19 protein-coding genes are annotated in these 24,424 nt (G+C 71.1%); 14 read left to right on the forward strand and 5 right to left on the reverse strand.

Features of this window, described 5'->3' with window-relative positions; genetic code table 11:
- Window positions 1–2 precede the first annotated feature (2 nt).
- The 4 genes from JJ683_RS09675 to JJ683_RS09690 all read left to right on the forward strand — a co-directional run bounded on the left by JJ683_RS09675 (window position 3) and on the right by JJ683_RS09690 (window position 5,151).
- Window positions 3–806 carry an SDR family oxidoreductase gene (locus JJ683_RS09675; RefSeq protein WP_200173561.1) on the forward strand — a complete coding sequence of 268 codons (804 nt, stop codon included), beginning with the start codon at window positions 3–5 and terminating at the stop codon, window positions 804–806.
- 100 nt (window positions 807–906) lie between these two features.
- Complete coding sequence (locus tag JJ683_RS09680) at window positions 907–1,932, forward strand: phosphotransferase family protein (protein WP_200173601.1); 1,026 nt, start codon at window positions 907–909, stop codon at window positions 1,930–1,932.
- An 85-nt stretch (window positions 1,933–2,017) separates the two neighbouring features.
- A complete protein-coding gene (locus JJ683_RS09685; RefSeq protein WP_200173603.1) occupies window positions 2,018–3,016 on the forward strand; it encodes an NADPH:quinone oxidoreductase family protein in 999 nt (332 codons plus the stop codon).
- Between the two features lie 47 nt (window positions 3,017–3,063).
- On the forward strand, window positions 3,064–5,151 hold the full coding sequence (locus tag JJ683_RS09690) for a 3-hydroxyacyl-CoA dehydrogenase NAD-binding domain-containing protein (RefSeq protein ID WP_200173563.1): 2,088 nt from the start codon (window positions 3,064–3,066) through the stop codon (window positions 5,149–5,151).
- 74 nt (window positions 5,152–5,225) lie between these two features.
- Here JJ683_RS09690 and JJ683_RS09695 read toward each other — a convergent pair whose 3' ends face one another.
- Together JJ683_RS09695 and JJ683_RS09700 are read right to left on the reverse strand one after the other, a co-directional pair.
- Window positions 5,226–5,756 (reverse strand): endonuclease domain-containing protein, encoded by a 531-nt coding sequence (locus tag JJ683_RS09695; protein WP_200173565.1) that lies wholly within the window; start codon window positions 5,754–5,756, stop codon window positions 5,226–5,228.
- On the reverse strand, window positions 5,681–6,103 hold the full coding sequence (locus tag JJ683_RS09700) for a hypothetical protein (protein ID WP_200173568.1): 423 nt from the start codon (window positions 6,101–6,103) through the stop codon (window positions 5,681–5,683). The genes JJ683_RS09695 and JJ683_RS09700 overlap by 76 nt, the downstream gene beginning before the upstream one ends.
- A gap of 296 nt (window positions 6,104–6,399) precedes the next feature.
- Here JJ683_RS09700 and JJ683_RS09705 point away from each other — a divergent pair, with 296 nt between their 5' ends.
- Both JJ683_RS09705 and JJ683_RS09710 read left to right on the forward strand, forming a co-directional pair.
- Window positions 6,400–8,526 carry a copper-translocating P-type ATPase gene (locus JJ683_RS09705; protein ID WP_200173570.1) on the forward strand — a complete coding sequence of 709 codons (2,127 nt, stop codon included), beginning with the start codon at window positions 6,400–6,402 and terminating at the stop codon, window positions 8,524–8,526.
- Between the two features lie 180 nt (window positions 8,527–8,706).
- Window positions 8,707–10,305 carry a carboxylesterase/lipase family protein gene (locus JJ683_RS09710; RefSeq protein ID WP_200173572.1) on the forward strand — a complete coding sequence of 533 codons (1,599 nt, stop codon included), beginning with the start codon at window positions 8,707–8,709 and terminating at the stop codon, window positions 10,303–10,305.
- Window positions 10,306–10,341: 36 nt separating this feature from the next.
- Here JJ683_RS09710 and JJ683_RS09715 read toward each other — a convergent pair whose 3' ends face one another.
- Window positions 10,342–10,695: a hypothetical protein gene (locus tag JJ683_RS09715; protein WP_200173573.1), complete on the reverse strand. Its 354-nt coding sequence runs from the start codon at window positions 10,693–10,695 to the stop codon at window positions 10,342–10,344.
- 596 nt (window positions 10,696–11,291) lie between these two features.
- On the opposite strand from JJ683_RS09715, the gene curA reads away from it, so the two are divergent.
- From curA to JJ683_RS09730, 3 genes are all read left to right on the forward strand, one after another.
- On the forward strand, window positions 11,292–12,326 hold the full coding sequence (curA, locus tag JJ683_RS09720; RefSeq protein WP_200173575.1) for an NADPH-dependent curcumin/dihydrocurcumin reductase: 1,035 nt from the start codon (window positions 11,292–11,294) through the stop codon (window positions 12,324–12,326).
- Between the two features lie 620 nt (window positions 12,327–12,946).
- Entirely contained in the window at window positions 12,947–13,411 is a 465-nt protein-coding gene (locus JJ683_RS09725) for a hypothetical protein (protein WP_200173577.1), read from the forward strand.
- A gap of 369 nt (window positions 13,412–13,780) precedes the next feature.
- Window positions 13,781–13,969 carry a hypothetical protein gene (locus JJ683_RS09730; protein ID WP_200173579.1) on the forward strand — a complete coding sequence of 63 codons (189 nt, stop codon included), beginning with the start codon at window positions 13,781–13,783 and terminating at the stop codon, window positions 13,967–13,969.
- Window positions 13,970–14,299: 330 nt separating this feature from the next.
- Here the strand turns inward: JJ683_RS09730 and JJ683_RS09735 are convergent, their stop codons facing one another.
- Window positions 14,300–16,456, reverse strand: a complete 2,157-nt coding sequence (locus JJ683_RS09735) for an FAD-dependent oxidoreductase (RefSeq protein ID WP_200173605.1) — start codon at window positions 16,454–16,456, stop codon at window positions 14,300–14,302.
- Between the two features lie 213 nt (window positions 16,457–16,669).
- Between JJ683_RS09735 and JJ683_RS09740 the strand changes: the two genes are divergently transcribed.
- Window positions 16,670–17,437: an alpha/beta hydrolase family protein gene (locus tag JJ683_RS09740; protein WP_200173581.1), complete on the forward strand. Its 768-nt coding sequence runs from the start codon at window positions 16,670–16,672 to the stop codon at window positions 17,435–17,437.
- Between the two features lie 12 nt (window positions 17,438–17,449).
- Here JJ683_RS09740 and speB read toward each other — a convergent pair whose 3' ends face one another.
- On the reverse strand, window positions 17,450–18,409 hold the full coding sequence (speB, locus tag JJ683_RS09745; RefSeq protein WP_200173583.1) for an agmatinase: 960 nt from the start codon (window positions 18,407–18,409) through the stop codon (window positions 17,450–17,452).
- A gap of 117 nt (window positions 18,410–18,526) precedes the next feature.
- Between speB and JJ683_RS09750 the strand changes: the two genes are divergently transcribed.
- The 4 genes from JJ683_RS09750 to JJ683_RS09765 all read left to right on the forward strand — a co-directional run bounded on the left by JJ683_RS09750 (window position 18,527) and on the right by JJ683_RS09765 (window position 24,245).
- On the forward strand, window positions 18,527–20,950 hold the full coding sequence (locus tag JJ683_RS09750; protein WP_200173585.1) for an ATP-binding cassette domain-containing protein: 2,424 nt from the start codon (window positions 18,527–18,529) through the stop codon (window positions 20,948–20,950).
- A 151-nt stretch (window positions 20,951–21,101) separates the two neighbouring features.
- A complete protein-coding gene (locus JJ683_RS09755; protein WP_307810814.1) occupies window positions 21,102–21,587 on the forward strand; it encodes a hypothetical protein in 486 nt (161 codons plus the stop codon).
- Between the two features lie 22 nt (window positions 21,588–21,609).
- Entirely contained in the window at window positions 21,610–22,548 is a 939-nt protein-coding gene (locus JJ683_RS09760) for a nitrilase-related carbon-nitrogen hydrolase (RefSeq protein ID WP_200173587.1), read from the forward strand.
- Window positions 22,545–24,245 carry a flavin monoamine oxidase family protein gene (locus JJ683_RS09765; RefSeq protein ID WP_372435280.1) on the forward strand — a complete coding sequence of 567 codons (1,701 nt, stop codon included), beginning with the start codon at window positions 22,545–22,547 and terminating at the stop codon, window positions 24,243–24,245. Before JJ683_RS09760 ends, JJ683_RS09765 begins: the two co-directional genes overlap by 4 nt.
- Window positions 24,246–24,424 lie beyond the last annotated feature (179 nt).

The raw sequence follows: 24,424 nt of genomic DNA on the forward strand, positions 1-24,424 counted from the left end.
CCATGGCGGGCACGGCGCACCCCGGAGTGGACCTGTCCGGCAGCACCGCGGTGGTCACCGGGGCCTCGCGCGGCATCGGGCTCGCGACGGCGCAGCACCTGGCCGCCGCGGGCGCGAACGTGGTGCTCACCGCGCGCACCCAGGAGGCGGCCGACGCCGCGGCGGCGCAGGTCGCAGGACCCGGCACGGCCGTCGGCATCGCCGCCCACGTGGCGCACGAGGACGAGGCGCGCGCGTGCGTCCAGCGCACGGTGGAACTGTTCGGGGGCATCGACATCCTCGTCAACAACGCCGGCACCAACCCGTCCTACGGCCCGCTGATCGCGCAGGACCACGGACGGTTCGCCAAGACCTTCGACATCAACCTGTGGGCACCCATCCTGTGGACGTCGCTGGTGATGGACGCGTCGATGCGCGAGCGCGGCGGGTCGGTGATCAACACGGCGTCGATCGGCGGCATGGGCCACGAGGCCGGCATCGGGATGTACAACGCGTCCAAGGCGGCGCTGATCCACGTGACCAAGCAGCTGGCGCTGGAGCTCTCGCCGCGGGTACGCGTGAACTGCGTGTGCCCCGGCGTGGTGCGCACGCGGCTCGCCGAGGCGCTGTGGAAGGAGCACGAGCAGGCGGTGTCGTCGGCGACGGCCCTGGACCGCATCGGCGAGCCGGACGACGTGGCGGGAGCCGTGACGTTCCTGGCATCCGATGCGGCGCAGTGGATCACCGGCGAGGAATTGGTGATCGACGGCGGGCAGCGGCTCGGATCGCCGGCAGGATTCCGGGAGGAGACGCGTGCCCGTGGCTGACAGCGCACGGTCGGCGACGGAGGCGGAAACCCGCGTGCGGGGACAGAGCAGGCCGGGACAGGACGTGCCGGGGATCGACGTTGCTGCGGTGGCGGCCTGGATGCGGAGCCTCGGGCAGCCGGTGGACGGCGCGCTGCGGCTCACCCGGATCGGCCTGGGCCAATCCAACCTCACCTACCTGGCCGAGGACCGGGGCGGCCGCCGGTGGGTGCTGCGCCGCCCGCCGCTCGGGCACCTGCTGGCCTCGGCGCACGACGTGGGCCGCGAGGCGCGGATCATCCGCGCGCTCGAGCACACCGACGTGCCGGTGCCGGTCATCCACGGGGTGGCCGGTCCGGACACCATCGTCGGCGGCGCCCCCGTCGCCGACGCCCCGCTCGTACTCATGGAGTACGTCGACGGGCTGGCGGTGGACCGCATGTCCGTGGCAGAGGGGCTCACCCAGGAGAGGCGACGCGCCATCGGGCTGTCGATGCCGGCGGTGCTCGCCCGCATCCACGCCGTCGACCTGGACCAGGCCGGCCTGGCAGACCTCGCCGGCCGCAAGCCGTACGCCGCGCGGCAGCTCAAGCGGTGGGCCGGCCAGTGGGAGCAGTCGAAGACCCGCGAACTGCCGGCGTTCGACGCGCTCACCCGCCGGCTCATCGCCGCGGCCCCCGAGCAGACGGAGGTGACGCTGGTGCACGGCGACTTCCACCTGCGCAACGTGCTCGTCGCGGGCACCCCTGACGGGGGCGGCCCGCGCGCGTGCGGCGAGGTGGTGGCGGCACTGGACTGGGAGCTGTCCACGCTGGGCGAGCCGCTGGCCGACATCGGCAGCATGCTCGCCTACTGGCCGGAGGCCGGCGAGGACTTCGGTGGCGATTTCACCGCCACCGCGCTGGAGGGATCGCCCACCCGCGAGGAGGTCGCCGCCGAGTACCTGCGGCTCACCGGCCGTGACGAGTCGGCGCTGCGGTACTGGCACGTGCTGGGGCTGTGGAAGGTGGCGTCCATCGCCGAGGGCGTGATGCGCCGGGCGCTCGACGAGCCGCGCAACAAGGCGGCCGCCGGCACGCCCACGCCCGAGCGCATCGACGCGCTGGTGGACAAGGCGACGGAGCTGGCCGACCAGGCGGGCATCTGACGGGATGAGTCGGGGTGAGTCGGGATGAGCACAGTGAAGAGAACGGGACAGTGAAGGAGTCGAATCAGTGACGGAGAGGGGCCTGATGAAGGCGTGGCAGGTGACTCGGCTCGGCGAGCCCCGTGACGCATTGGAACAGGTGGAGGTTGCCGTGCCGGCGCCGTCCGCGCAGCAGGTGCGGGTGCGGGTGCGCGCGGCGCCCGCGAACTTCCCGGACGTGCTGATGTGCCGGGGCGAGTACCAGATCAAGCCGGAGCTGCCGTTCACCCCGGGCGTGGAGCTGTGCGGCGAGGTGCTCGAGGCCGGTGCGGACGCGGTGGGCCCCGGCGGGCGTCCCGTCGCGGTGGGCGACCGGGTGCTGGGCACCCCGTCGCTGCCGCACGGCGGGTTCGCCGAGCAGGCGATCATGGACGCCGGGGACGCGTTCGCCGCGCCGGAGTCGCTCGACGACGCGGCCGCGTCGGCGCTGTGCATCGGCTACCAGACGGCCTGGTTCGCGCTGCATCGTCGCACCCGCATCGCCGAGGACGATGTGCTGCTGGTGCACGCGGCCGCCGGCGGCGTGGGCAGCGCCGCGGTGCAGCTGGGCAAAGCGGCCGGGGCCACGGTGATCGGCGTGGTCGGCGGGCCGCGCAAGGCCGAGTACTGCCGGAACCTGGGGGCCGATGTGGTGGTGGACCGGCACCGCGAAGACTTCGTCGCCGTCGTCAAGGAGCACACGGGCGGACGCGGCGCGGACATCGTGTTCGACCCGGTCGGCGGCGACGCCTACGCCGGGTCCACCAAGTGCATCGCGTTCGAGGGCCGGATCGTGGTGATCGGCTTCGCCGGCGGCACCATCCCGCAGCCCGCCCTCAACCACGCGCTGATCAAGAATTATTCGATAGTGGGATTGCACTGGGGCCTGTACAAGAATCGGAACCGCGGGGTGATCGCCGAGTGCCACGATGCACTCACCCGGCTCGTCGACGCCGGCGCCGTCGCGCCGTTGATCAGCGAGCGGCTGGGACTGGCCGACGTGGCCGACGGCATCGGCAGGCTCGGCGAGGGCTCCACGGTGGGACGCCTGGTGTTCCAGCCGTGACCGGCACCGCGCATCCGCAGCCGCACAATCCGCAGGAAGGCACGCACATGAGCACCGAATACTCCACCGACGGGGGCGTCGCGGTCATCCGCATGGCCAAGCCGCCCGTCAACGGGCTGGGCCACGCGCTGCGCGTGGGCATCGCCGACGGCCTGGACCGGGCGGCGGCCGACGACGCCGTCCGCGCCGTGGTCATCACCGGATCCGGCGGATTCTTCTCCGCCGGCGCCGACATCACCGAGTTCGGCAGCGACAAGGCGACGGCGTCGCCGAATCTGTCCGAGCTGATCCGGCGCCTCGAGGACTCGCCGAAGCCCGTGGTGGCCGCCGTCGACGGCACCGCGTTCGGTGGCGGGCTGGAACTGGCGCTGGGCGCGCACCACCGGGTGGCCTCCGCGTCGTCGAAGATCGGGCTGCCGGAGGTGAAGCTGGGCCTCATCCCCGGCGCCGGCGGCACCCAACGTCTGCCGCGCCTGCTCGACCCGGCCGTGGTCGCCGAGATCGTCGCCACCGGGGCGCCCCGCACCGCGGCCGCCGTCGCCCGGATCGACGGGCAGCTGCTGTTCGACACGGTCGTCGACGATTCCGCCGACGTCGTGCCCGCGGCCGTCGCACTCGCCCGCACGGTGGCCGGCACGACCCCGGTCCGCACGCGCGACCGCGACCCGCTCGCCGGCGGAGACCTCGACGCGGTGGGCGGCAAGGTGCTCCGGCGCGCCCGCGGCCAGGAGGCCCCCGCCGTCGGCCTGGACTTGGTGCGCACGGCGCTGACCACCGGCTTCGACGAGGGCAAGGCGGCCGAGTCCGCGGCCTTCGCGAGGCTCGTCACCGGCGAGCAGTCTGCGGCGCTGCGCTACGCGTTCTTCGCCGAGCGGGCCGCCCGCAAGATCCCCGGCATCGACGCGGCGGTGCAGCCGCGCGCGGTGGAGCGCGTGGGTGTGGTGGGCGCGGGCACCATGGGCGGCGGCATCGCCATGAACTTCCTCAACGCGGGAATCCCCGTGACGATTCTGGAGATGGCGCAGGACGCGCTGGACCGCGGGCTGGCCACCATCCGGCGCAACTACCAGGCGCAGGTGGACAAGGGCAAACTCACCGCCCAGAAGCTCGAGCGGCGCATGGGCCTGCTGACGCCGAGCATGCAGTACTCCGACCTGGGCGGGGCCGACCTCATCATCGAGGCCGTGTTCGAGGACATGGAGGTGAAGAAGCAGGTGTTCACCCGCCTCGACGAGGTGGCCAAGCCGGGCGCCGTGCTCGCCTCGAACACCTCCACGCTCGACGTCGACGCGATCGCGCAGTTCACCGACCGCCCGGCCGACGTGCTGGGCATGCACTTCTTCAGCCCCGCCAACGTGATGGCACTCCTCGAGGTGGTGCGCGGCGAGAAGACGGCCGACGACGTGCTGGTCACCGCGCTCGACCTGGGCAAGCGCGTGGGCAAGACGCCCGTGGTGGCGGGCGTGTGCGACGGGTTCATCGGCAACCGCATGCTGCACAAATACCGCGACGCCGCGATGGCGCTGCTGCGCGCGGGCGCCACCCCGCACCAGGTGGACAAGGCCATCGAGGGGTTCGGCTTCGCCATGGGCCCGTTCCGCATGCAGGACCTCGCCGGCGGCGACATCGGCTGGGCCGTGCGCAAGCGCCAGTACGCGGAGAACCCCGACCTGCCGCGCGACGAGATCGCCGACGAGCTGTGCGAGATGGGCCGCTACGGGCAGAAGACCGGCGCCGGGTGGTACGACTACGAATCCGGCAGCCGCGCCCCGAAGATCAGCACCGTGGTGCACGAGCTGCTCGAGCGCTTCCACCACCGGCACGGCACCGACAAGCAGGAGTTCTCCGACGAGGAGATCGTCCAGCGGCTGGTGTTCGCGCTCACCGACGAGGGGGCGCGGATCCTCGACGAAGGCATCGCGCTGCGGGCCTCCGACATCGACCTGGTCTACCTGGCCGGGTACGGGTTCCCCCGTTACCGGGGCGGGCCCATGTTCTACGCCGACCGGGTGGGATTGCCCGAGGTGGTGGAGAAGCTGCGCGGCTTCCATGCCGGCGATGTCGTGGATGGCAAGCCCTGGGAGCCGGCGGCGCTGCTGGTGCGGCGGGCGCAGGAGGGCGCGAGCCTGACCTGAGTGTCCTGATGGCCGACCAAGCGGATTCGGCACGTTTCGGCTGTGGAATGTGCCGAATCCGCTTGCTCGGGCCCTCACACATCCGCTTCAGCCTTCCGGAGCGCCGCCCGCAGCTGGCCCAGTACCCGCGGCATGTCGCCCCGCAGGTGCGGCGCGCGCACCCGGATGACGGTGTATCCCGCGTCGGTGAGGTCGTTCCACCGGGTGATGTCGCGGTCGCGCTGCCGGGTTGTCGAGTGCGGACCGTCGCCGTCGTACTCGAAGATCACCCGGTACTGCGGCCAGCACATGTCGACGCGGGCGAGGAAGCGGCCGTCGGCGTCGTAGATGCAGACCTGCGTCTCGGGGCGGGGGAGCGCGGCGGCGACGACGGCCGTGCGCGCCCGGGTCTCCCACACGGATTCGGCGCCCTCGTCGGAGGCCTCGACGGCCGCCGCGGCCCCTGCGATGCCGGGGAAGCCGGGGTGCCGGGCGACGTACTCGGCGAGCCCGCGGCGGGTGAACCCGGTGGCCTGGTAGATCTGATCGATCACCTCGACGTTCGCGGGGTACGGCATGCGGCAGGCCACGTCGAAGGCGGTGCGCGCGGGCGCCGTGATGGCCATACCCCGCACCCGCTGCACGTCGTCGGGTCGAGCGTGTCCTGGTGCACGTGCAGCCTGCGGTATTGCGGGGCAAGGCGGTGGGGTGTGGCGCGAATGCAACAGGCGTGCGTGTGGTCGCCGAGGTACTGCGCGCCCAGGACCGCCGCCGCGGACACCCCGGCCAGTACCGCGCGTCCACGGGACCATTGCCACACCGCCCGGGCGCGCTGGAGCGGGGTCAGCGCCGCCGTGGTGCGCAGGTACACGCCGGGCAGGATCCGCCGGTGCTGCTTCGCCAAGAGCCGCCGGGAGACGGCCCCGGCCGCCAGCGCCTCGGTGCCCCGGAACGGCGCGTTGTCGATGTCCACGCCCCGAGCATGGCCGACCGGCCACCTGCTCCCGCGCGGCCGGCGAGCCGCTACCTGGGGAAATGCAGAATCCTGTGGAGAGCGGTGCGGGCTGTGGACAACCGCTCCGGCGATGTCGGCGCGCCGACCAAGTGATTTCTGCCTGTTTCGGCGCCCCGGTGTGCAGAATCCGCTTGCTCGGCGACGGCTGTTGCCCTCTTGACGGATCCCGGCGCATCGGTTGGCAATGGAGTCAGCAGACGATACCCTATGGGGGTATCGAATCGGGCGGGCCGACACGGGCGAGGTGGAGCACGATGAACGGACATGAGGCGGGGCACCACGGCCACGCCGGGGCAATGGAACACGCGGGTACCGGGGAGCACGGCGGCCACGGATCCCACGACGGGCACGGATCCCACGGCGGCCACGCGGGCCACGTCGCCCAGTTCCGCCGCCTGTTCTGGTTCAACCTGGTGCTGGCGGTGCCGGTGGTGGCGTTCTCCGGGGGCTTCGCGCACCTGATCGGCTATCACCTGCCGGGCGGCGTCGGCTGGATCTCGCCCGTGCTGGGCACCGTCATGTACGTCTGGGGCGGGCGCCCGTTCCTCACCGGCGGCTGGGACGAGATGCGCAGGCGGCAGCCAGGCATGATGCTGCTCATCTCGCTGGGCATCACCGTGGCGTTTCTGTCGTCGTGGGGCGCGACGCTGTCGATCCTCGACTCGGGCTTGGAGTTCTGGTGGGAGCTGGCCCTGCTCGTGGTGATCATGCTGCTGGGGCACTGGATCGAGATGCGCTCGCTCGCCGGCACCACCTCGGCGCTCGAATCGCTGGCTTCGCTGCTGCCCGACGAGGCCGAGCGCCTGGACCCGGACACCGGCGAGGCCGCCGCCGTCGACCCCGCCGACCTGCGCGTGGGCGACGTCGTGCTGGTGCGCCCCGGCGGCAGCGTCCCTGTCGACGGTGAGGTGATCGACGGCTCCGCGCACGTGGACGAGTCGATGATCACCGGCGAATCGCGCCCCGTGCGCCGCGGCGTGGGCGACACGGTGGTGGCGGGCACGGTGGCCACCGACTCGGGCCTGCGCCTGCGGGTCACGGCCACGGGCGATGACACGGCGCTCTCCGGTATCCGGCGGCTGGTCGAGGAGGCGCAGGGGTCGTCGTCGCGGGCCCAGCGCATCGCGGACCGGGCGGCGGCGCTGCTGTTCTGGTTCGCCCTGGGCGCGGCGGTGATCACGGCGATCGCGTGGGCGCTGGCCGGGTCGGGGGACGACTCGGTGGTCCGGGTGATCACGGTGCTGGTCATCGCCTGCCCGCACGCCCTGGGGCTGGCGATCCCGCTGGTGGTGGCCATCGCCACCGAGCGGGCGGCGCGCGCCGGGGTGCTGGTGAAGGACCGGCTGGCGCTCGAGCGTATGCGGTCGGTGGACGTGGTGGTGTTCGACAAGACGGGCACGCTCACCGAGGGCGAGCCGGAGGTCACCGGGTTGATCGCCGTCGAACCGGGCGGCGAGCAGCGGGTGCTGGCGTTGGCCGCGGCCGCCGAGGCGCCCAGCGAACACCCGCTGGCCCGGGCGATCGTGCGCCGCGCCGAGGCGGACGGCGTTCAGGTGCCGGGCGCTGCGGAGTTCTCGTCGTCGCCCGCGGTGGGCGTGACGGCGCTGGTCGACGGCGCCGAGGTGCGCGTGGGCGGTCCGCATCTGCTGGGCGAGGCCGGGCGCGACCCGCTCGACGGCACCCGGCGGTGGCGCGACCACGGCGACACTGTGCTGCACGTGCTGCGCGGCGGCGAGGTGATCGGCGCCCTCGCGGTGGCGGACGCCGTGCGGCCCCAGTCGCAGCCGGCTGTGGACGCCTTGCACCGGGCGGGCGTGGAGGTCGTGATGATCACCGGCGACGCCGAGTCGGTGGCCCGCAGCGTGGCCGACGACCTGGGCATCGACGGCGTGTTCGCGGGGGTGCGGCCGGAGGACAAGGCGGCCCGGGTGCAGGGGCTGCAGGACGACGGCCGGGTGGTGGCCATGGTGGGCGACGGGGTCAACGACGCCCCCGCGCTGGCGCAGGCCGACGTCGGGATCGCGATCGGCGCGGGCACCGACGTGGCGATCGGCTCGGCCGGGGTGATCCTGGCCGGCGACGACCCGCGCGCGGTGCTGTCGGTGATCGCGCTCTCGCGTGCCGGGTACCGCAAGATGAAGCAGAACCTGTGGTGGGCGGCCGGCTACAACCTGATCAGCGTGCCCCTGGCGGCCGGGGTGCTGGCGCCGGTCGGGTTCACGATGCCGATGTCGGTGGGCGCGGTGCTCATGTCGTTGTCCACGGTGGTGGTGGCGCTCAACGCGCAGCTGCTGCGCCGGCTCGACCTGGACCCGGCCACGGTGGCAGGCGCGGTGCGGACCGGTGAAGCGCGGGTGCCGGCCGCCGTCGCCGCGCGGTGACCGGCCGCCCCGCCGCCCCCCGCCTTCCCGCCGAGCAAGCGTTCTCTGCACGTTTCGGGCGCCGAGGTGACACTTTTCGCTTGGTCGGCGCACTCCCCCGCCTAGCCCCCGCCGATTCGGGGCCGGACGCCGCCCGCGCTGCCTAGGCTGCCGGTGAGGGGGCGCGGAGCGGAGGTTCGCATGGACGTGGTGGTGGAGACGGCGGCGGGCGCGGTGCGCGGCGTGCGCGGTGCACAGCACGGACACGCCCAGCACGAGAACGGGCACGAGCAGGCGCAGGTCACCGCGTTCAAGGGCATCCCGTTCGCGGCCCCGCCGTACGGGGAGAACCGGTTTGCGCCGCCGCAGCCGGTGGTGCCGTGGGAGGGGGTGCGCGACGCGCTGGACTACGGCCCCACCCCGCCGAAGCCGCCGTACCGCGCGCCCATCGACGCCTTGCTGCCGGAGCCGTCGATTCCCGGCGAGGACGTCCTCAATCTCAACGTGTGGTCGCCGGACACCGGCTCGGTGGGCTTGCCGGTGCTCGTGTGGATCCACGGCGGTGCCTTCGTCAACGGCACCGGTGCGGTGCCGTTGTATGACGGGTCGGCGTTCGCACGCAGCGGGGTGGTGTGCGTGACGGTGAACTACCGGCTCGGGGCGGAGGGGTTCGCCCTGCTGCCGGACGCGCCGGGCATCGCGCCGGCCAACCGCGGGCTGCTCGACCAGGTGGCGGCGCTCGAGTGGGTGCGCGACAACATCGCCGCGTTCGGCGGCGACCCGCGCCGGGTGACGGTGGCGGGCGAGTCGGCCGGGGCGATGAGCGTGACCGCGCTGATGGCGATGCCCGCGGCGGACGGACTGTTCCAGCGGGCCATCACCCAGAGCGGCGCCGGGCATCACGCCATGCGTCCGGAAACGGCGCGTACCGTCACGGCGGCGCTGGCCGAGTCGCTGGGAGTGGCGGCGACCGCCGAGGGTCTGGGCGCGGTGCCGATCGCCGAGTTCATCGGGGCGCAGCGCGCGCTGTCCGAGCGGATCGCCGAGCAGCCCGATCCCGTGCGGTGGGGCGAGATCGCGGTGGACGGGATGGCGTTCGAACCGTGCGTCGACGGGAGCGTCCTGCCCGGGCGCCCCATCGACCGGATCGCGGGCGGCGCGGGGGCGTCCGTCGGGCTGCTCACCGGTACGAACGCAGACGAGTTCGCGCTGTTCACGGTGCCGTTCGGGTTGGACGCCGCGATGACGGAGGCCGGCGTGCGGGGGCTGGCCGCGTCGATGGGGCTGGACGCCGACGAGGCGGTGGGCGCCTACGCGGCCGCCGGGCCGGCCGTGCCGCCGGAGCAGCGGGCGGGGGCGCTGTTCATGGCGTTGATGCGGGACGTGTTCTTCCGCATCCCCGCGATCCGGGTGGCGGAAGCGCGCGCGGTGCACGGCGCGGGGAGCTTCGTGTACGAGTTCGGCTGGAGGTCGCCGGAGCTCGGCGGGCGGCTGGGCGCGGCCCACGCGATGGAGCTCGGCTTCGTCTTCGACACCCTCGCTCACCCCGACGCGCGTCCCATGACCGGGCCGAATCCTCCGCAGCACCTGGCCGACGCGATGCACGGGGCATGGGTACGCTTCATCGAGTCCGGGCACCCGGGCTGGGACGAGTACGGCGCCCGGCGCACGGTGCGCATGTTCGGACATGGCATCGCAGGCGGCGGGGCCGGCGACGACGGAGAGGTAGGCGACGGCGGGCCGACGGTGGTGGACGATCCCGGGGCGTCGACCCGCGCGCTGTGGGAGGGGCGGCGGTAGGGGCTTCGCCTGCGGGCGCAATGGGAGCCACGCAAGTCAGCCGTGGTGATCCCGCTGTGGGAGCGGATGCCGCTGGAGAAACTCGACGGCTGCGGTACGCAACAGCGCACTTATGGTGACGTGCGCTTGGGTGCTGTAATCCGTGAGTTCGCGGTCGAGGGCGGCGCCCAGTCGGATAGTCCGGGCTGGAGATGGCCCGGCGGGCGGAGTGCCGGCGAGCTTCGGCGGTCGTCCCAGTTTCAGTTCTGCGCTGATCTCGACAGATTCCGGAATCACGGTGTAGTTGATGTCCGTGAGGTCGGCGATGACATCGTCGTACTCGTGCACGTCATAGTCGCGGGACATGTCTGATCCTTCCACGCCGGTCGGCTTCCCCGGGTTTTTGCTCATGCTGCTACTCCTCTCGTGCGTTGATTGGCGGCGTTTGCGGTGTGGTGTCTTGTGTGTACGTCGGTCCTATGAACCGTCTTTGGGGCGTAGCGGTGTACCCCGGAAGAGGGCATCCGATTACAGCGCGTGCTTCTTGCTCAATCCGGAGAGATAGAAGCATTGCGTGGAACGCGACCTGCACCGCTTGCGACGTATACTCTTCGACGACAACCTCGATCCACGGCTCTTGGTCGATTCGTCCGAGCATTCGGAAGTGGAGCCGTCCCTTCCTGATCCTCAGGCGGTATCGGATCAGCGGCGAAGCGATCACCGAGCGGATCTCTCTCGCTGTGACCGAGTGCTGTAGGGCTACCGGACGGATGTTCAGGAATATCGTCCTAAGTGTATGACACTTTTCTTGGAAGGGCTAGCACGTCTCGGGCTGCTGTAGTGCGCAACAGGTGGGACACGCGTCCTTTCGCCCGGTCGAGGCCGGCGCACCGGGGCGGAACGGTGATCTCGCGGGCGGAGTCCGCGATATTCGGGCGCACGACCAACTCGTGCTCCTATGGTGGTACCGAGCACCGCGCCCGGCCGCCAACACGAGGTACCCGTCGATGACCGACCAGATCGTCCAGAGCACCCGCATAGTCCTCGCATCCCGCCCGCACGGCGCCCCCGTCGAGGAGAACTTCCGGTTGGAGACGGCGCAACTGCCGCCGGTGGGGCGCGGACAGGTGCTGCTGCGGATCATCTACCTGTCGCTGGACCCGTACATGCGGGGGCGCATGAGCACCGCCGAGTCGTATGCGGAGCCGATGGAGATCGACGACGTCATGGTGGGCGGCACCGTGGCGCAGGTGCTCGCATCGCGGTTCCCGGGCGTGGATGCCGGCGACTACGTGCTCTCCTTTTCCGGCTGGCAGACGCACGCGGTGGAGGACGGTGCACGCGTGCGCAAGCTCGACGCCCGGCGGGCGCCGCTTTCCACGGCGCTGGGGGTGCTGGGCATGCCCGGATTCACCGCGTATGCGGGTCTGCTGGCCATCGGCAAACCGGTCGCGGGCGAGACCGTGGTGGTGGCGGCGGCCAGCGGGCCGGTCGGGTCGGTGGTGGGGCAGATCGCCAAGCTGCAGGGGGCGCGGGCCATCGGCATCGCCGGCGGGCCCGACAAGTGCGACTACGTGCGCGGCAGGCTGGGGTTCGACGAGGCCGTGGACCACCGTTCGCCCGAGTTCACGGAGCAGCTGGCCTACGTGGTGCCCGACGGGATCGACGTCTACTTCGAGAACGTCGGCGGCCCTGTGACGGACACGGTGCTGCCGCTGCTCAACACGTACGCGCGGGTGCCGGTGTGCGGGCTGGTGTCGCAGTACAACCTGCCCGGCCGCCCCGACGGCCCGGACCGGCTCCCCGCATTCATGAACTACGTGCTCACCAAGAGCCTGTCCGTCCGGGGGTTCATCCAGAGCGAGTTCGTCGACGAGTGGTATCCGGGCTTCCTGATGGACATGTCCGACTGGGTGCAAAGCAAACGGGTGCGCTACCGGGAGGACATCGTCGACGGGGTGGAGAACGCGCCGGCGGCGTTCATGGGCCTGCTGGAGGGGCGGAACTTCGGCAAGCTCGTGGTGCGGGTGGCGGAGGAGTAGCCTGCCCGCCGAACGGCGCATGACGACGCCCGCCTGACGCCCGCCGCCGACTTCGCGGTGAGGCTGCGGCGGGCGTCAGGCATGTCCGGGGCCTGGCCTCGCGGGCGCACCTGAGTCGCGCCGGTGGCCGTCGGCGGCGACCGACACGCCCGGGCGCAGCGGTGCGGATGTCCGGATGGGACTGCCGGAGCGCATCCTCGGGCTGGCCGGTGTCCTGCTCAGGGCTACCCGCGCGTCCCATGAAGGGCGTGGTCAGCGTTGCAGACACCTGTCCAAATCCCAAGCGGTGCAACATGATTTAACGAACGGCCACCCTGATCTCGATTCGCCGCGGGGGCGGCAGATGCAACGTCAAGACTGGTCCGAACGGTTGGACCGGAACCTGTTATGGACGGCTGTGAACAGCGATGGTTTCAAAGAATTTTGACGCAAGAGGTTACGTGTTTCACCTGGTGGATGTACGGTGATCGGAACCACAACGAATCGCAGGACAAGGGGGTTCTTGTTGAACTGTGCCGGTGCCTTCGGGTATCGGACCGTTGCGAAGGTTTACCTAATTTGGGTAAGCCGCAATTGAATGAGGGAGTGTACTGAGGCATCGAGGTCTTTCTGCTGTCGGGGTGACAGCAATGATTGCGGGCGCAGGTCTTACGCTGGCGACGGCCGCATCTGCGGCGACGATCGGGGCGCCTGGTTCGGCAAGCGCCGCCGTACCCAACGCGAACAACCAGATGTGCGGCAACGCAGTGGCCGCCGGGAATGCCGCTGTGCAGGGGGTTTCGATCACCGCTTCGCTCTACGATTCGAGCGGCGCGGTGGTCTTCGGTCCGCAGTCCACCGACACGGATGCCGCCGGCGCATGGTGTATCACCGGGAATTCCACGCTGGCAAACACGGTACTTAACGGTGGCCACGTCGAGTTGTGCGCCACTCCGATGGCCGTCGACGGCAAGTCGGCAAACTTCCTCGGCTCCGGCACGAACTGCGCTGATCTGGATAAGGATGCGTTCCAGGACCATCTCTACACGAGTGTGATACCTCTGATCCTCGCATCGGCAGACGGTCTGGATGTGACCTACAGCTGAGTTCGAGTTCCGCGGATGCACAGGTGACTTGTGCGCCTATTCACTCACAGGGCAGAAGGTAGGGTTTATGTCAACAATGTTCCTCGGTAATACTGCGGAGATGCTCTCGCAGTTGTTGACCGCAATCTCGACGGGTTCAGTAGACCAGGGCTTTGAGGCATTCAAGGGCAGCGTGAACACGTTGAGCGCTTAGCTTCCGCTATCGCTGTGTAAATTGTTTGCGCGAGAAAGGGGTTACGCATGGGGTCATTGGGCTCAGTGGTAGATGCAGTAAACAGTCCGGAGTGGTCGATCATCAAGGTGTATGGAGCCTTGTTCACGATGCTTCCTTTGGTGGCATCGGTTGATTTCGACTGGAAGGCGTGAATCATGGCAGATGGCAGCATGGGCGCGCTTTCCAGTATTGACGCCGGCACTCTGACGCCGGTGGCCACAGACTTCGGGAACATGGTCCAGGGCGCGTTCGCGGCGATTTCGGGATCACTCGGAGTGGCCGAGAGCGGATCGGTGGGAATCGCGCAGTTGCTCGGTGCCGGCCTGGCCTCTATCGGCAACTGAAGGGAGGGTGCAGCGTGGAGAGTTCACTTACGTATCTGTCTCAGATGATCTCGTTTGTCTCAGTGGATCTTACGAAGGTGCTGATCGGCTATGTTGACGGCTTGTCGTCCGATCCCGCCAACGGCTAATCCTACCAACGGCTAAGGAGCGATCATGTTGGAAAAATTCATCATGACGTACGTCGACCTGTCGGTCTCGTTGCCCAGCTTGATCGATTTGGGCAGTACGATGATGAACCAGTAGGAGACGTGCCGTCGTGATTGCAGTCGCGACGAAAGCAGTGGCAGGGCCGGTCCACCGGCCCTGCCACTCTTCGCTTGTATCGCCGCTTCACAGTCCCGCCGCCGCCTTCCAGGCGGTGTGGATGGCGCCTTCGATGTAGTCGACGGAGCCGGCGTCGCCGACCACGCGGACGTTATCAATCACTCCCGCGAGCTGCTGTTCCAGGGGTGCGGCGGCGTCGGTGCCGAGCGCGTAGATCACCATCGACGCGGGTGCGGACATCGTCTTGGTCTCGGTCGTCTTGCCCTTGCGGTCCTTGACAGCCACGTCGAACTCCACGCGGTCCGCGGTGATCCGGGTGGCTTCGGCGTTGCGGTGGATGGTCACGCCGGCCTCGGTGGTGTGGCGTACCGCGGTCCAGCGCCTGGGTAGCGCCATCGGCAGGCCCAGTTGCTGCTCGTCGTGCAGCAGGGTGACCCGCCGGCCGCGCTCGGCGAGGAACTCCGCCAGCTCCAGGCCCACCAGCGAGCCGCCGATCACGACGACGTCCTTGCCCATCGGCAGGAACTTCTTGGTCACCTCGCGGATCAGGCGTGGGCTCTTGGTGATGCCGGAGAGCTTGCCCAGCTTGCCGGCGGCCCGCAGGTACCAGGACTGCCCGGCGGTGTCGCCCACACCGGTCATCAGCGCGCGCATGGTGTCGCCGGTGTGCACGTGCGGCAGGTCGCCGCCGGGGATCTGCGGGCGGTCCCGCAACGCGCCGGTGGCGAGCACGACGGTGTCCGGGCGCAGCGAGGAGATCAGCTCGGGGGTGGCCTCGGTGTTCAGCCGGATGTCCACGCCCAGGCGCGCCGTCTCGTTCTTCAGCCACTCCAGCAGCGGATAGTTGGCCGGGGTGGTGAGCGCGGAGAACCACAGGGTGCCGCCGAGCCGGTCCGTCTTGTCCAGCACCGTCACCCGGTGCCCGCGCTCGGTGGCGATGCGCGCCGTCTCCAACCCTGCGGGCCCGGCGCCCACCACGACGATCCGCTTGCCCGTCTTCGCGGTGGGGAACGGCAGCAGCGTTTCGTTGCCCAGGGCCGGGTTGACCGCGCACAGCGGCGTCGCGTCCCAGAAGTTCTCCTGTACGCACACGTAGCAGTTGATGCACGGCCGCACCCGTTCCGGCGTGCCGGCGCGCAGCTTGTTCACCAGGTCCGGGTCGGCCAGCAGCTGGCGGCCCATCGCGACGTAGTCGGCCTTGCCCTCGGCGATGGCCTGCTCGCCGACCTCGGGCAGCACCCGGCCGACGGTGACCACGGGGATCGTCACGGCCTGCTTGACGGCCGCAGCCAGGTCCACGTAAGCGCCCACCTGGTCCGGCAGCGGGCCGTCGGTGAAGTTGGAGAACGGATTGCGGCCCCACCCGGTGACATCGATGGCGTCGGCACCCGCCTTCTCAAACATCTGCGCCGCCGCAGTGGCTTCGGCGGTGCTCAGGGCATTCGGTTCCTCGGTGCCGCCGAACTCCCTGCCGGAGACGCGCACCAGGATCGCCAGGTCCTCGCCCACGGCCTCCTTGACGGCCGCGATGACCTCGCACGCGAAGCGTGCCCGGTTCTCCAGCGAACCCCCGTACTCGTCGGTGCGGAAGTTGTCGGCCCGGCTGAGGAATCCGCTGAGGATGTAGCCATGCGCGCAATGGATCTCCACCGCGTCCGCGCCGGAGGTGCGCACCCGCCGCGCCGCGTCGGCGTAGAGGCGGGTGATCTCCGCGATCTCCTCGACGGTGACCTCGTGGTAGCTCGCCTGCTTGCCGCCGGTGACGGCCGCCATCTTGGCCAGCTCGCCGGGCGTGTTGTCGGCCAGCGCGCTCAGGTCCATCTTCTGGCGCGGGGTGGACGGCACCTGCAGGGGACGGTCGTCGACGGTGTCGATGCGGGCGACCTTGCCGTGGTGCACCATCTGGATGCACAGCTTGTTCCCGGTCTCGTGCACCGCGTCGGCCAGCGCCGTCAGGCCCGGGATGAACTTGTCGTCCGACAGCCCCGGCTCCTTCTTGCTGGTGCTGCCTACCGGGTAGCCCACCGAGCAGCAGCCGGTGATGATCATGCCGGTGCCGCCGGCGGCCCGCGCGACGAAGTGGTCGATGTCCTCCCGCTCCACCACGCCGTCCGCGGACAGGTTCATGTCCATCGCGGACATCATCACGCGGTTGTTCAGCTGCACCGGGCCGATGCGGCCGGGGCTGAGCAGGTGGGTGTAGGTCTGAGTCTTCGTCGCCACGATCAAAGAGTAGGCGCACCTCCCGGCGAGGATGAGCAGGTTTTCGATCACCAGGAACACGGACGGGCCGGGGCCGCGGTGCGTGCGCGCGGCGCGCAGGCGACAGCCGCCGCGCGCAGCAGGTCCGCCGTCGGTCATACCCGGTCATACTCGTGGTATGAAGACGGCGATCCTGGACGAGGTGGACCGAGGCCTGCGCCGGGTGCTGGGCCTGTGACCCGCCGCCGGTTCGCCTTCCCCGGCGCGGTCGACGCGCCCGTCGCCGGCATCCTCGACCTGCCCGACGGCCCGGCTCGCGGCACCGTTCTGTATGCGCACTGCTTCACCTGTTCCAAGGACACCATCGCCTCCGCGCGGATCTGCCGGGAGCTGGTCGACGCCGGGTTCGCGGCGGCGCGGATCGACTTCACCGGGCTCGGCGAATCGGGCGGCGCATTCCGCGACACCACCTTCAGCGCCACCATCGAGGACCTCGTGCTGGCCGCCGAGCACCTGGCAGGCATCGGCGCGGCGCCCGACCTGCTGGTGGGCCACTCGCTGGGCGGGGCGGCGGTGCTGGCCTCCGCCGCGCACATCCGCGGCGTGCGCGGCGTGGCCACCGTCGCCGCGCCCTACACCGTCACCGCTCTGCACCGGCACTTCACCGCGCAGCGCGCACGGATCGAGCGCGACGGGCAGGCCGACGTGCCGCTGGCCGGCCGTCCGCTGACGATCACCCGCGAGTTCGTCCACGACCTGGACCGGCACGACATCGCCGCCAGCGTCGCGCGCTTGGGCGTGCCGGTGCTGTTCGTGCACGCGCTCGGCGACAGGGAGGTGCCCCTCGCCGACGCGGAACGCCTCTACGCCGCGGCCCGCGAACCCAAGGATCTCGCCACCCTCGACGACACCGCCGATCACCTGCTCACCCGGCACGGCTCGGCGGCCCGGGCGGGACGGATCATCGCGCAGTGGGCGGCGCGGGTGGTGGAGACGCGATAGGTCTCCACGCCGTCAGCCCCAGTGGCTCGTCGCCAGCAGTGCCAGCAGTTCGTAGACGACGTGCGCCGCGGCGATCCCGGTGACCTCGGCGTGGTCGTAGGCCGGCGCCACCTCCACCACGTCCGCGCCCAGCAGCCCCCGGCCCGCCAGCGCCCGCAGCGTGAGCAGCAACTCGCGGGAGGTGAGCCCGCCCGCCTCGGGGGTGCCGGTGCCGGGGGCGTGCGCCGGGTCGAGCACGTCCACGTCCACCGACACGTAGACGGGGCCGTCGCCGAGGCGCCGCAGCATCCGATGCGCCACCCCGGCCGCGCCTTCTGTTTCGTAGGTGTCCGCCGGGATCACCTGGAAGCCCAGGACCGCGTCGTCGCGCAGGTCGTACTCCGAATACAGCGGGCCGCGGGTGCCCACGTGCACCGAGCGGCGCAGGTCGATCAGCCCCTCCTCGCTGGCCCGCCGGAACGGGGTGCCGTGCGTGTACGGCGCGCCGAAGTAGGTGTCCCAGGTGTCCAGGTGCGCGTCGAAGTGCACCACCGCCACCGGGCCGGTGTCGCGCGCCACCGCCCGCAGGATCGGCAGGGCGAGGGTGTGGTCGCCGCCGAGCGTCACCACCCGCATGCCCGACGCGCGCAGCCCCGCCACGCCCGCCTCCACGTCGCCGAGCGCGGCGGGGATGTCGAACGGGTTCAGCGCCAGGTCGCCCGCGTCCACCACCTGCCGCGCCGCGAACGGGGAGACGCCCAGGCCCGGGTGGAACGGCCGCAGCAGCCGCGACGACGCGCGGATGTGCCCGGGCCCGAACCGCGCGCCCGGCCGGTAGCTGGTGCCCGCGTCGAACGGGGCGCCCAGCACGGCGATCCCGCCGCGAAGTCCGTCCGGCCGTACCTCGTCGATGCGGGGCAGGCGGGCGAACGTGGGCGGGCCCGCGAACCGCGGCACCCGCGTGGCGTCCACGGGGCCCACGGGATCCGTCATGGTGCCGATTGTCCCCCTCGCACGCGCCGAGTGGGCGGTTCTCCGGTGTCCGATCGGCGGTGGAGCACCGAAGAACACCCCACTCGCGGGGGCGACGCGCCGGTAACATCGTGAGCCGTGACGCATCCCGCAGACACCCACGACCTGATCCGCGTGCACGGCGCGCGCGAGAACAACCTCGACGACGTCAGCGTGGAGCTGCCCAAGCGCCGTCTCACCGCCTTCACGGGGGTCTCCGGCTCCGGCAAGAGCTCGCTCGTTTTCGCCACCATCGCCGCCGAATCCCAGCGCCTCATCAACGAGACCTACAGCAGCTTCGTCCAGGGGTTCATGCCCTCGCTGGCCCGGCCCGACGTGGACGTGCTCGACGGCCTCACCACCGCGATCATCGTCGACCAGGAGCGCATGGGCGCCAACCCGCGCTCCACGGTGGGCACGGCCACCGACGCGTACGCGATGCTGCGGATCCTGTTCAGCCGCCTCGGCACCCCGCACATCGGCAGCGCGCAGGCGTTCTCGTTCAACGTCGCCTCGATCAGCGGGGCCGGCGCCGTGACCATCGAGAAGGGCGGCCGGGAGGTGAAGGAGCACCGCGAATTCTCCGTCACCGGCGGCATGTGCCCGCGGTGCGAGGGGCGCGGCGAGGTGAGCGACTTCGACCTGACCGCCCTCTACGACGACTCCAAGTCGATCCGCGAGGGCGCGCTCACCATCCCCAACTACAGCGTGAACGGCTGGTACGGGCGGATCTTCACCGGGTGCGGATTCTTCGACCCGGACAAGCCCATCGCGAAGTTCACCACACGCGAGCGCAGCGCCCTGCTCTACAAGGAACCCACCCGCATCAAGGTCGACGGCGTCAACGTCACCTTCGAGGGGCTGATCCCGCGCATCCAGAAGTCGTTCCTGGCCAAGGATCGCGAGGCGATGCAGCCGCACATCCGGGCCTTCGTCGACAGGGCCATCACCTTCGGGGTGTGCCCCGAGTGCGACGGGACGCGGCTGAGTGAACTCGCCCGCTCGTCGAAGATCGCCGGCAAGTCCATCGCCGACGTGTGCGAGATGCAGATCAGCGACCTGGCCGAATGGGTCCGGGAGCTTGCTGCGGGTGACGGGGCTGCGGGTGACGGGGCGGGGACGGGTGCTTCCGGTGCGTCGGCCGCGTCGCTGGCCCCGCTGCTGGATTCGCTGGGCGACACGCTCGACTCGTTCGTGGCCATCGGTCTCGGCTACCTGAGCCTGAACCGGCCGTCGGGCACGCTGTCCGGCGGCGAGGCGCAGCGCACCAAGATGATCCGGCACCTCGGCTCGTCGCTCACCGACGTCACCTACGTGTTCGACGAGCCGACGATCGGCCTGCACCCGCACGACATCGCCCGCATGAACAACCTGCTGTTGCAGCTGCGGGACAAGGGCAACACGGTGCTGGTGGTGGAGCACAAGCCGGAGGCCATCGCCATCGCCGACCGCGTGGTGGATCTGGGCCCGGGCGCGGGCACCGAGGGCGGGCGCATCGTGTTCGAGGGAACGGTGGAGCAATTGCGCGGCGCGGACACCGTCACCGGACGGCACCTGGGCGACAGGACAGCGCTCAAGCAGACGGTGCGCGAGGCGGACGGCGCCGTGGAGATCCGCGGCGCGAGCACCCACAACCTGCGCGACGTCGACGTTGACATCCCGCTGGGCGTGCTGTGCGTGGTCACCGGCGTGGCGGGTTCGGGCAAGAGCTCGCTGGTGCACGGCTCACTCGAGGGGCGCGACGGGGTGGTCGTCGTCGACCAGTCGGCCATCAAGGGTTCGCGGCGCAGCAACCCGGCCACCTACACGGGGCTGCTCGAGCCGGTGCGCAAGGCGTTCGCCAAGGCCAACGGGGTCAAGCCGGGCTTGTTCAGCGCCAACTCGGACGGCGCCTGCCCGGCGTGCAAGGGGGCGGGCGTCATCTACACGGACCTGGCAGTCATGGCCGGTGTGGCCACGGTGTGCGAGGAGTGCGAGGGCCGGCGGTTCCAGGCGTCCGTGCTGGAGTACACGCTGGGCGGCCGCAACATCGCTGAGGTGCTGAACATGTCTGTCGCCGAGGCCGAGCGCTTCTTCTCCGGGGAGGTGGACGGCGCCGCCGACGCGCGCATCCCCGCCGCCCACAAGATCCTGGTGCGACTGGCCGACGTGGGCCTCGGATACCTGCGGGTGGGCCAGCCGCTGACCACGCTGTCCGGCGGCGAGCGCCAGCGCATCAAGCTCGCCACGCGGATGGGCGACAAGGGCGGCGTCTACGTGCTCGACGAGCCCACCACCGGGCTGCACCTGGCCGACGTGGAACAGCTGCTGGCGCTGCTGGACCGGCTGGTCGACTCCGGCAAGTCGGTGATCGTCATCGAACACCACCAGGCGGTGATGGCGCACGCCGACTGGATCGTCGACCTGGGCCCCGGGGCCGGCCACGACGGCGGACGCGTGGTGTTCGAGGGCCCTCCGCGGGAGCTGGTGGAGGACCGGTCGACGCTCACCGGCGAGCACCTGGCGGCGTATGTGGGGGCTTGAGCCCGGCGCTTCGCGGAAGGTATGAGCCCGGCGCTCCGCGGAAGGTATGAGCTCGGCGCTTCGCGGAAATAGTGCCGCGCGGGCGGGTGTTCTGGTGGGATGGAGGAGGCCTCCCAGGAGACCATGGTCGATCTGAATCGAGGAGCCACCAGTGAACCTGAAGCCACGCAATGCCCGCCTCCGTCGCCTGCCGCTGCGGGCCGTGACGGGCGCGTTCATCCTCAACTCGGGCGTCGGCAAGCTGGCCTTGGACGACGACGGCGCGGCGGGGCTGCAGTCGATGGCCGCCAACGCCGTCCCGCCCGTCAAGAGCCTGGGCCCGGGCACGTTCGGCAAGGTGCTCGCGGGCGCGGAGATCACGCTCGGATCGGCATTGCTGGCGCCGTTCGTTCCCACGGTCGTGGCGGGCGCCGGGCTCGTGGCCTTCAGCTCCGGGCTGCTGACGATGTACGCCCGCACGCCCGGCATGCACGAGGACGGCTCGCCGCGGCCCACCCAACAGGGCACGGCCATCGCCAAGGACTCGTGGCTGTTCGGCATCGGCGCCAGCCTGCTGATCGACGCCGCGCTGTCACGCCGGAGCTGCTGTTCGTCGGAGGCGGCCGCGGTCGAGCCGCCCGCCGACGCCACCGGGTAGACGTAGTGAGCGGAGGCGCAACATGCGGGTGGCACTGCTGCAGGGGCCCGAGTCGGTCGACGTCGACGGCGCCCTGGCCGAGGTCGCCGCCTCGGCGCGTTCCGCAGCGGAATCCGGCGCGGTCATCCTCGTGTGCTCGGAACTCACCAGCACCGGGTACCGCCGGCCGCTGAGCCCCGAGCCGCGGCCCGACGGCGACGCGGCCGGGCCCATCGGCCGGACGATGTCCCAGGCCGCGCGCGAATCCGGCATCGCCATCGCCTACGGGTACGTCGAACAGGGCCGGGGCGGTGGCACGGGTGGCGGCGAGGATCGGGCCCTCTACAACGCGGTGGCCGTGGTGGGGGCCGACGGCGCGCTGCTCGCCCACTACCGCAAGACCCACCTGTACCGGCCGGCGGAGGAGGACGCCCGCCCGTCGGTCGGCGGCGCCCCGGACGACGCGCACTTCACCCCGGGAGACGACCCCGTCGTGCAGTTCTCGCTCGGCGGCCTGACCTGCGGAATCCTTATCTGTTACGACGTCGAGTTCCCGGAGGCGGTGCGCGCCCACGCACTGGCGGGCACCGACTGGCTACTGGTGCCCACGGCCCTCGTCTACCCCGACGACCACGTGGCCAGGATCCTGGTGCCCGCGCGCGCCGTGGAGAGCCAGCTGTTCATCTCCTACGTCAACCGCATCGGCCAGGAGCCGGGGGCGTTCGAGGGCTCGCCGGTCACCTACTACTGCGGGCACACCTGCGCCGTCGCGCCGGACAGCACCGAGTTCGCCCGCGCCGGGGACGAGGCCGAGCTGCTCGTGGTGGACCTCGACCCCGAGCTGCTGGCCCGCTCGCGGCGGCGCAACACCTACCTGCGCGACCGGCGCACCGACCTGTACGGGACGTCGGGTGACGGGATGGCGGGCGGCGGGACGGTGGGCGGCGGGGCCGGTGCGCGCAGCGCCGAGGGCCCGGCGTGAGCATCCCCGTCGCGCCCGGACCAGGCAGCCCGTTGTCGATGGTCGGCCCCGACTTCCCCTTCCCGTACGACACGTTCCGCGAGCACCCGGCGGGCATCGGCGCGGTGCCCGCGGCAGCGCACGGCACCGAGGTGGCGGTGATCGGGGCGGGCCTGTCCGGCGTCGTCGTCGCCTACGAACTGCTGCGTATGGGGCTGCGGCCCGTGGTGTACGAGGCCGAGCAGGTCGGGGGGCGCATGCGGTCCGCCGCGTTCGACGGGCACCCGGGAACCGTCGCCGAGCTGGGCGCGATGCGCTTCCCTCCGTCGTCGACCACTCTCTACGGATACGTGCGCGAGGCGGGACTGCGCACGTCGCCATTCCCGAACCCGCTCGCGCCCGCCACCCCCGAGACCGTCATCGACCTCAAGGGCACCACGGTCCGCGGCCGGACGCTGAACGAGCTGCCCGCGGTGTTCCGGCGCGTGGCGCGGGCCTGGAAAGCGACCCTCGAGGACGGCGCGGGCATGTCCGCCCTGCGCGACGCGATCCGGGCGCGCGATCCGCAGGCGATCGCGGCGCTGTGGGATCCGCTGGTGCGCCGCCACGACGACACCGCCTTCTACCGGTTCCTGGTGGACTCGCCGCACCTGTGCTCATTCGCGGACCGGGAGTTGTTCGGCCAGGTCGGCTTCGGCACCGGCGGCTGGGACACCGACTTTTCCAACTCGATCCTCGAAGTGCTACGCGTGGTGGCGACCGCGGCCGACGAGAAGCACCGCGGGATCGACGGCGGCGCACAGCAACTGCCGCTACGGCTGTGGTCGTCGGCGCCCGCGGGGACGGCGCACTGGCCGGACGGCACCTCGCTCGCCGCCCTGCACCCCGGCGGTCTGACCCGGCCCGCGGCGACGGCGGTCCGGCGCACGCATCCGCACCACATCACGGTCACTGACGCCGACGGAGCCATCGCCACCTACCCCGCCGTGGTGCACACGGCCCCGGTGTGGCTGCTGCTCAACACGATCCGGACGGACGAGTCGCTGTTCGGCCCGCTCCACTGGAGTGCCATCGAGCGCACCCACTACATGGGCTCTTCCAAGGTGTTCGTGCTGGTGGACAGGCCATTCTGGCGCGACGCCGACCCCGCGACCGGCCGCCCGGTGATGGGCATGACGCTCACCGACCGCATGCCGCGCGGCACCTACCTGCTCGACGGTCCACTGGCCGGGGCGGGCGCGCCGGAGGACGGACCCGCCGCGATCTGCCTGTCCTACACCTGGGCCGACGATTCGCTCAGGCTCGTGCCCCTGGGTGCCGTCGAACGCATGGACCTCATGCTGGAATCCCTGTCCGCGATCTACCCGCACGTGGATATCCGCGCGCACGTCGTCGCCCCGCCGCTCACGATCTCGTGGGAGGTCGAACGCAACTTCATGGGCGCGTTCCGGGCGAACCTGCCCGGGCACTACCGCTACCAGGAGCGGCTGTTCACCCACTTCATGCAGGACGGGTTCGGCGACGGGCACCGCGGCGTGTTCCTCGCCGGCGACGACATCTCGTGGACCGCCGGCTGGGCGGAGGGCGCGGTGCAGACGGCGCTCAACGCGGTGTGGGGCGTCATGCACCACCTGGGCGGGACGTGCGCGGCGGCGAACCCGGGCCCCGGCGACCGGTTCGCCGCGCTCGCGCCCGTGCGGCTCCCCGACGTGACGTGAATGGGGAATCCCCCGTGGTCCGCGGCCCAGCATGGGACCATCGGTGCATCACGGGCCGGGCGGAAGTGCGGGATGTCTACCGGAGGTGCAGGATGTCGACGAAGTTGCTGACGCGCGGCGCGGCGGCCGCCGGGGCCGCGGCGGTGCTGACGGCCGGGGCCGTGCTCGCTGCCGGCCCA

It is taken from the genome of Tomitella cavernea (assembly GCF_016599145.1).
Taxonomy (GTDB): domain Bacteria; phylum Actinomycetota; class Actinomycetes; order Mycobacteriales; family Mycobacteriaceae; genus Tomitella; species Tomitella cavernae.

What these genes read in the sequence shown, in the direction of transcription:
- JJ683_RS09675 (WP_200173561.1), top strand. Translation starts at nt 3, where the DNA reads ATGGCGGGCACGGCGCACCCCGGAGTGGACCTGTCCGGCAGCACCGCG.
- JJ683_RS09680 (WP_200173601.1), top strand. Translation starts at nt 907, where the DNA reads ATGCGGAGCCTCGGGCAGCCGGTGGACGGCGCGCTGCGGCTCACCCGG.
- JJ683_RS09685 (WP_200173603.1), top strand. Translation starts at nt 2,018, where the DNA reads ATGAAGGCGTGGCAGGTGACTCGGCTCGGCGAGCCCCGTGACGCATTG.
- JJ683_RS09690 (WP_200173563.1), top strand. Translation starts at nt 3,064, where the DNA reads ATGAGCACCGAATACTCCACCGACGGGGGCGTCGCGGTCATCCGCATG.
- JJ683_RS09695 (WP_200173565.1), bottom strand. Translation starts at nt 5,756, where the DNA reads ATGGCCATCACGGCGCCCGCGCGCACCGCCTTCGACGTGGCCTGCCGC.
- JJ683_RS09705 (WP_200173570.1), top strand. Translation starts at nt 6,400, where the DNA reads ATGAACGGACATGAGGCGGGGCACCACGGCCACGCCGGGGCAATGGAA.
- JJ683_RS09710 (WP_200173572.1), top strand. Translation starts at nt 8,707, where the DNA reads ATGGACGTGGTGGTGGAGACGGCGGCGGGCGCGGTGCGCGGCGTGCGC.
- JJ683_RS09715 (WP_200173573.1), bottom strand. Translation starts at nt 10,695, where the DNA reads ATGAGCAAAAACCCGGGGAAGCCGACCGGCGTGGAAGGATCAGACATG.
- curA (WP_200173575.1), top strand. Translation starts at nt 11,292, where the DNA reads ATGACCGACCAGATCGTCCAGAGCACCCGCATAGTCCTCGCATCCCGC.
- JJ683_RS09730 (WP_200173579.1), top strand. Translation starts at nt 13,781, where the DNA reads ATGGCAGATGGCAGCATGGGCGCGCTTTCCAGTATTGACGCCGGCACT.
- speB (WP_200173583.1), bottom strand. Translation starts at nt 18,409, where the DNA reads ATGACGGATCCCGTGGGCCCCGTGGACGCCACGCGGGTGCCGCGGTTC.
- JJ683_RS09760 (WP_200173587.1), top strand. Translation starts at nt 21,610, where the DNA reads ATGCGGGTGGCACTGCTGCAGGGGCCCGAGTCGGTCGACGTCGACGGC.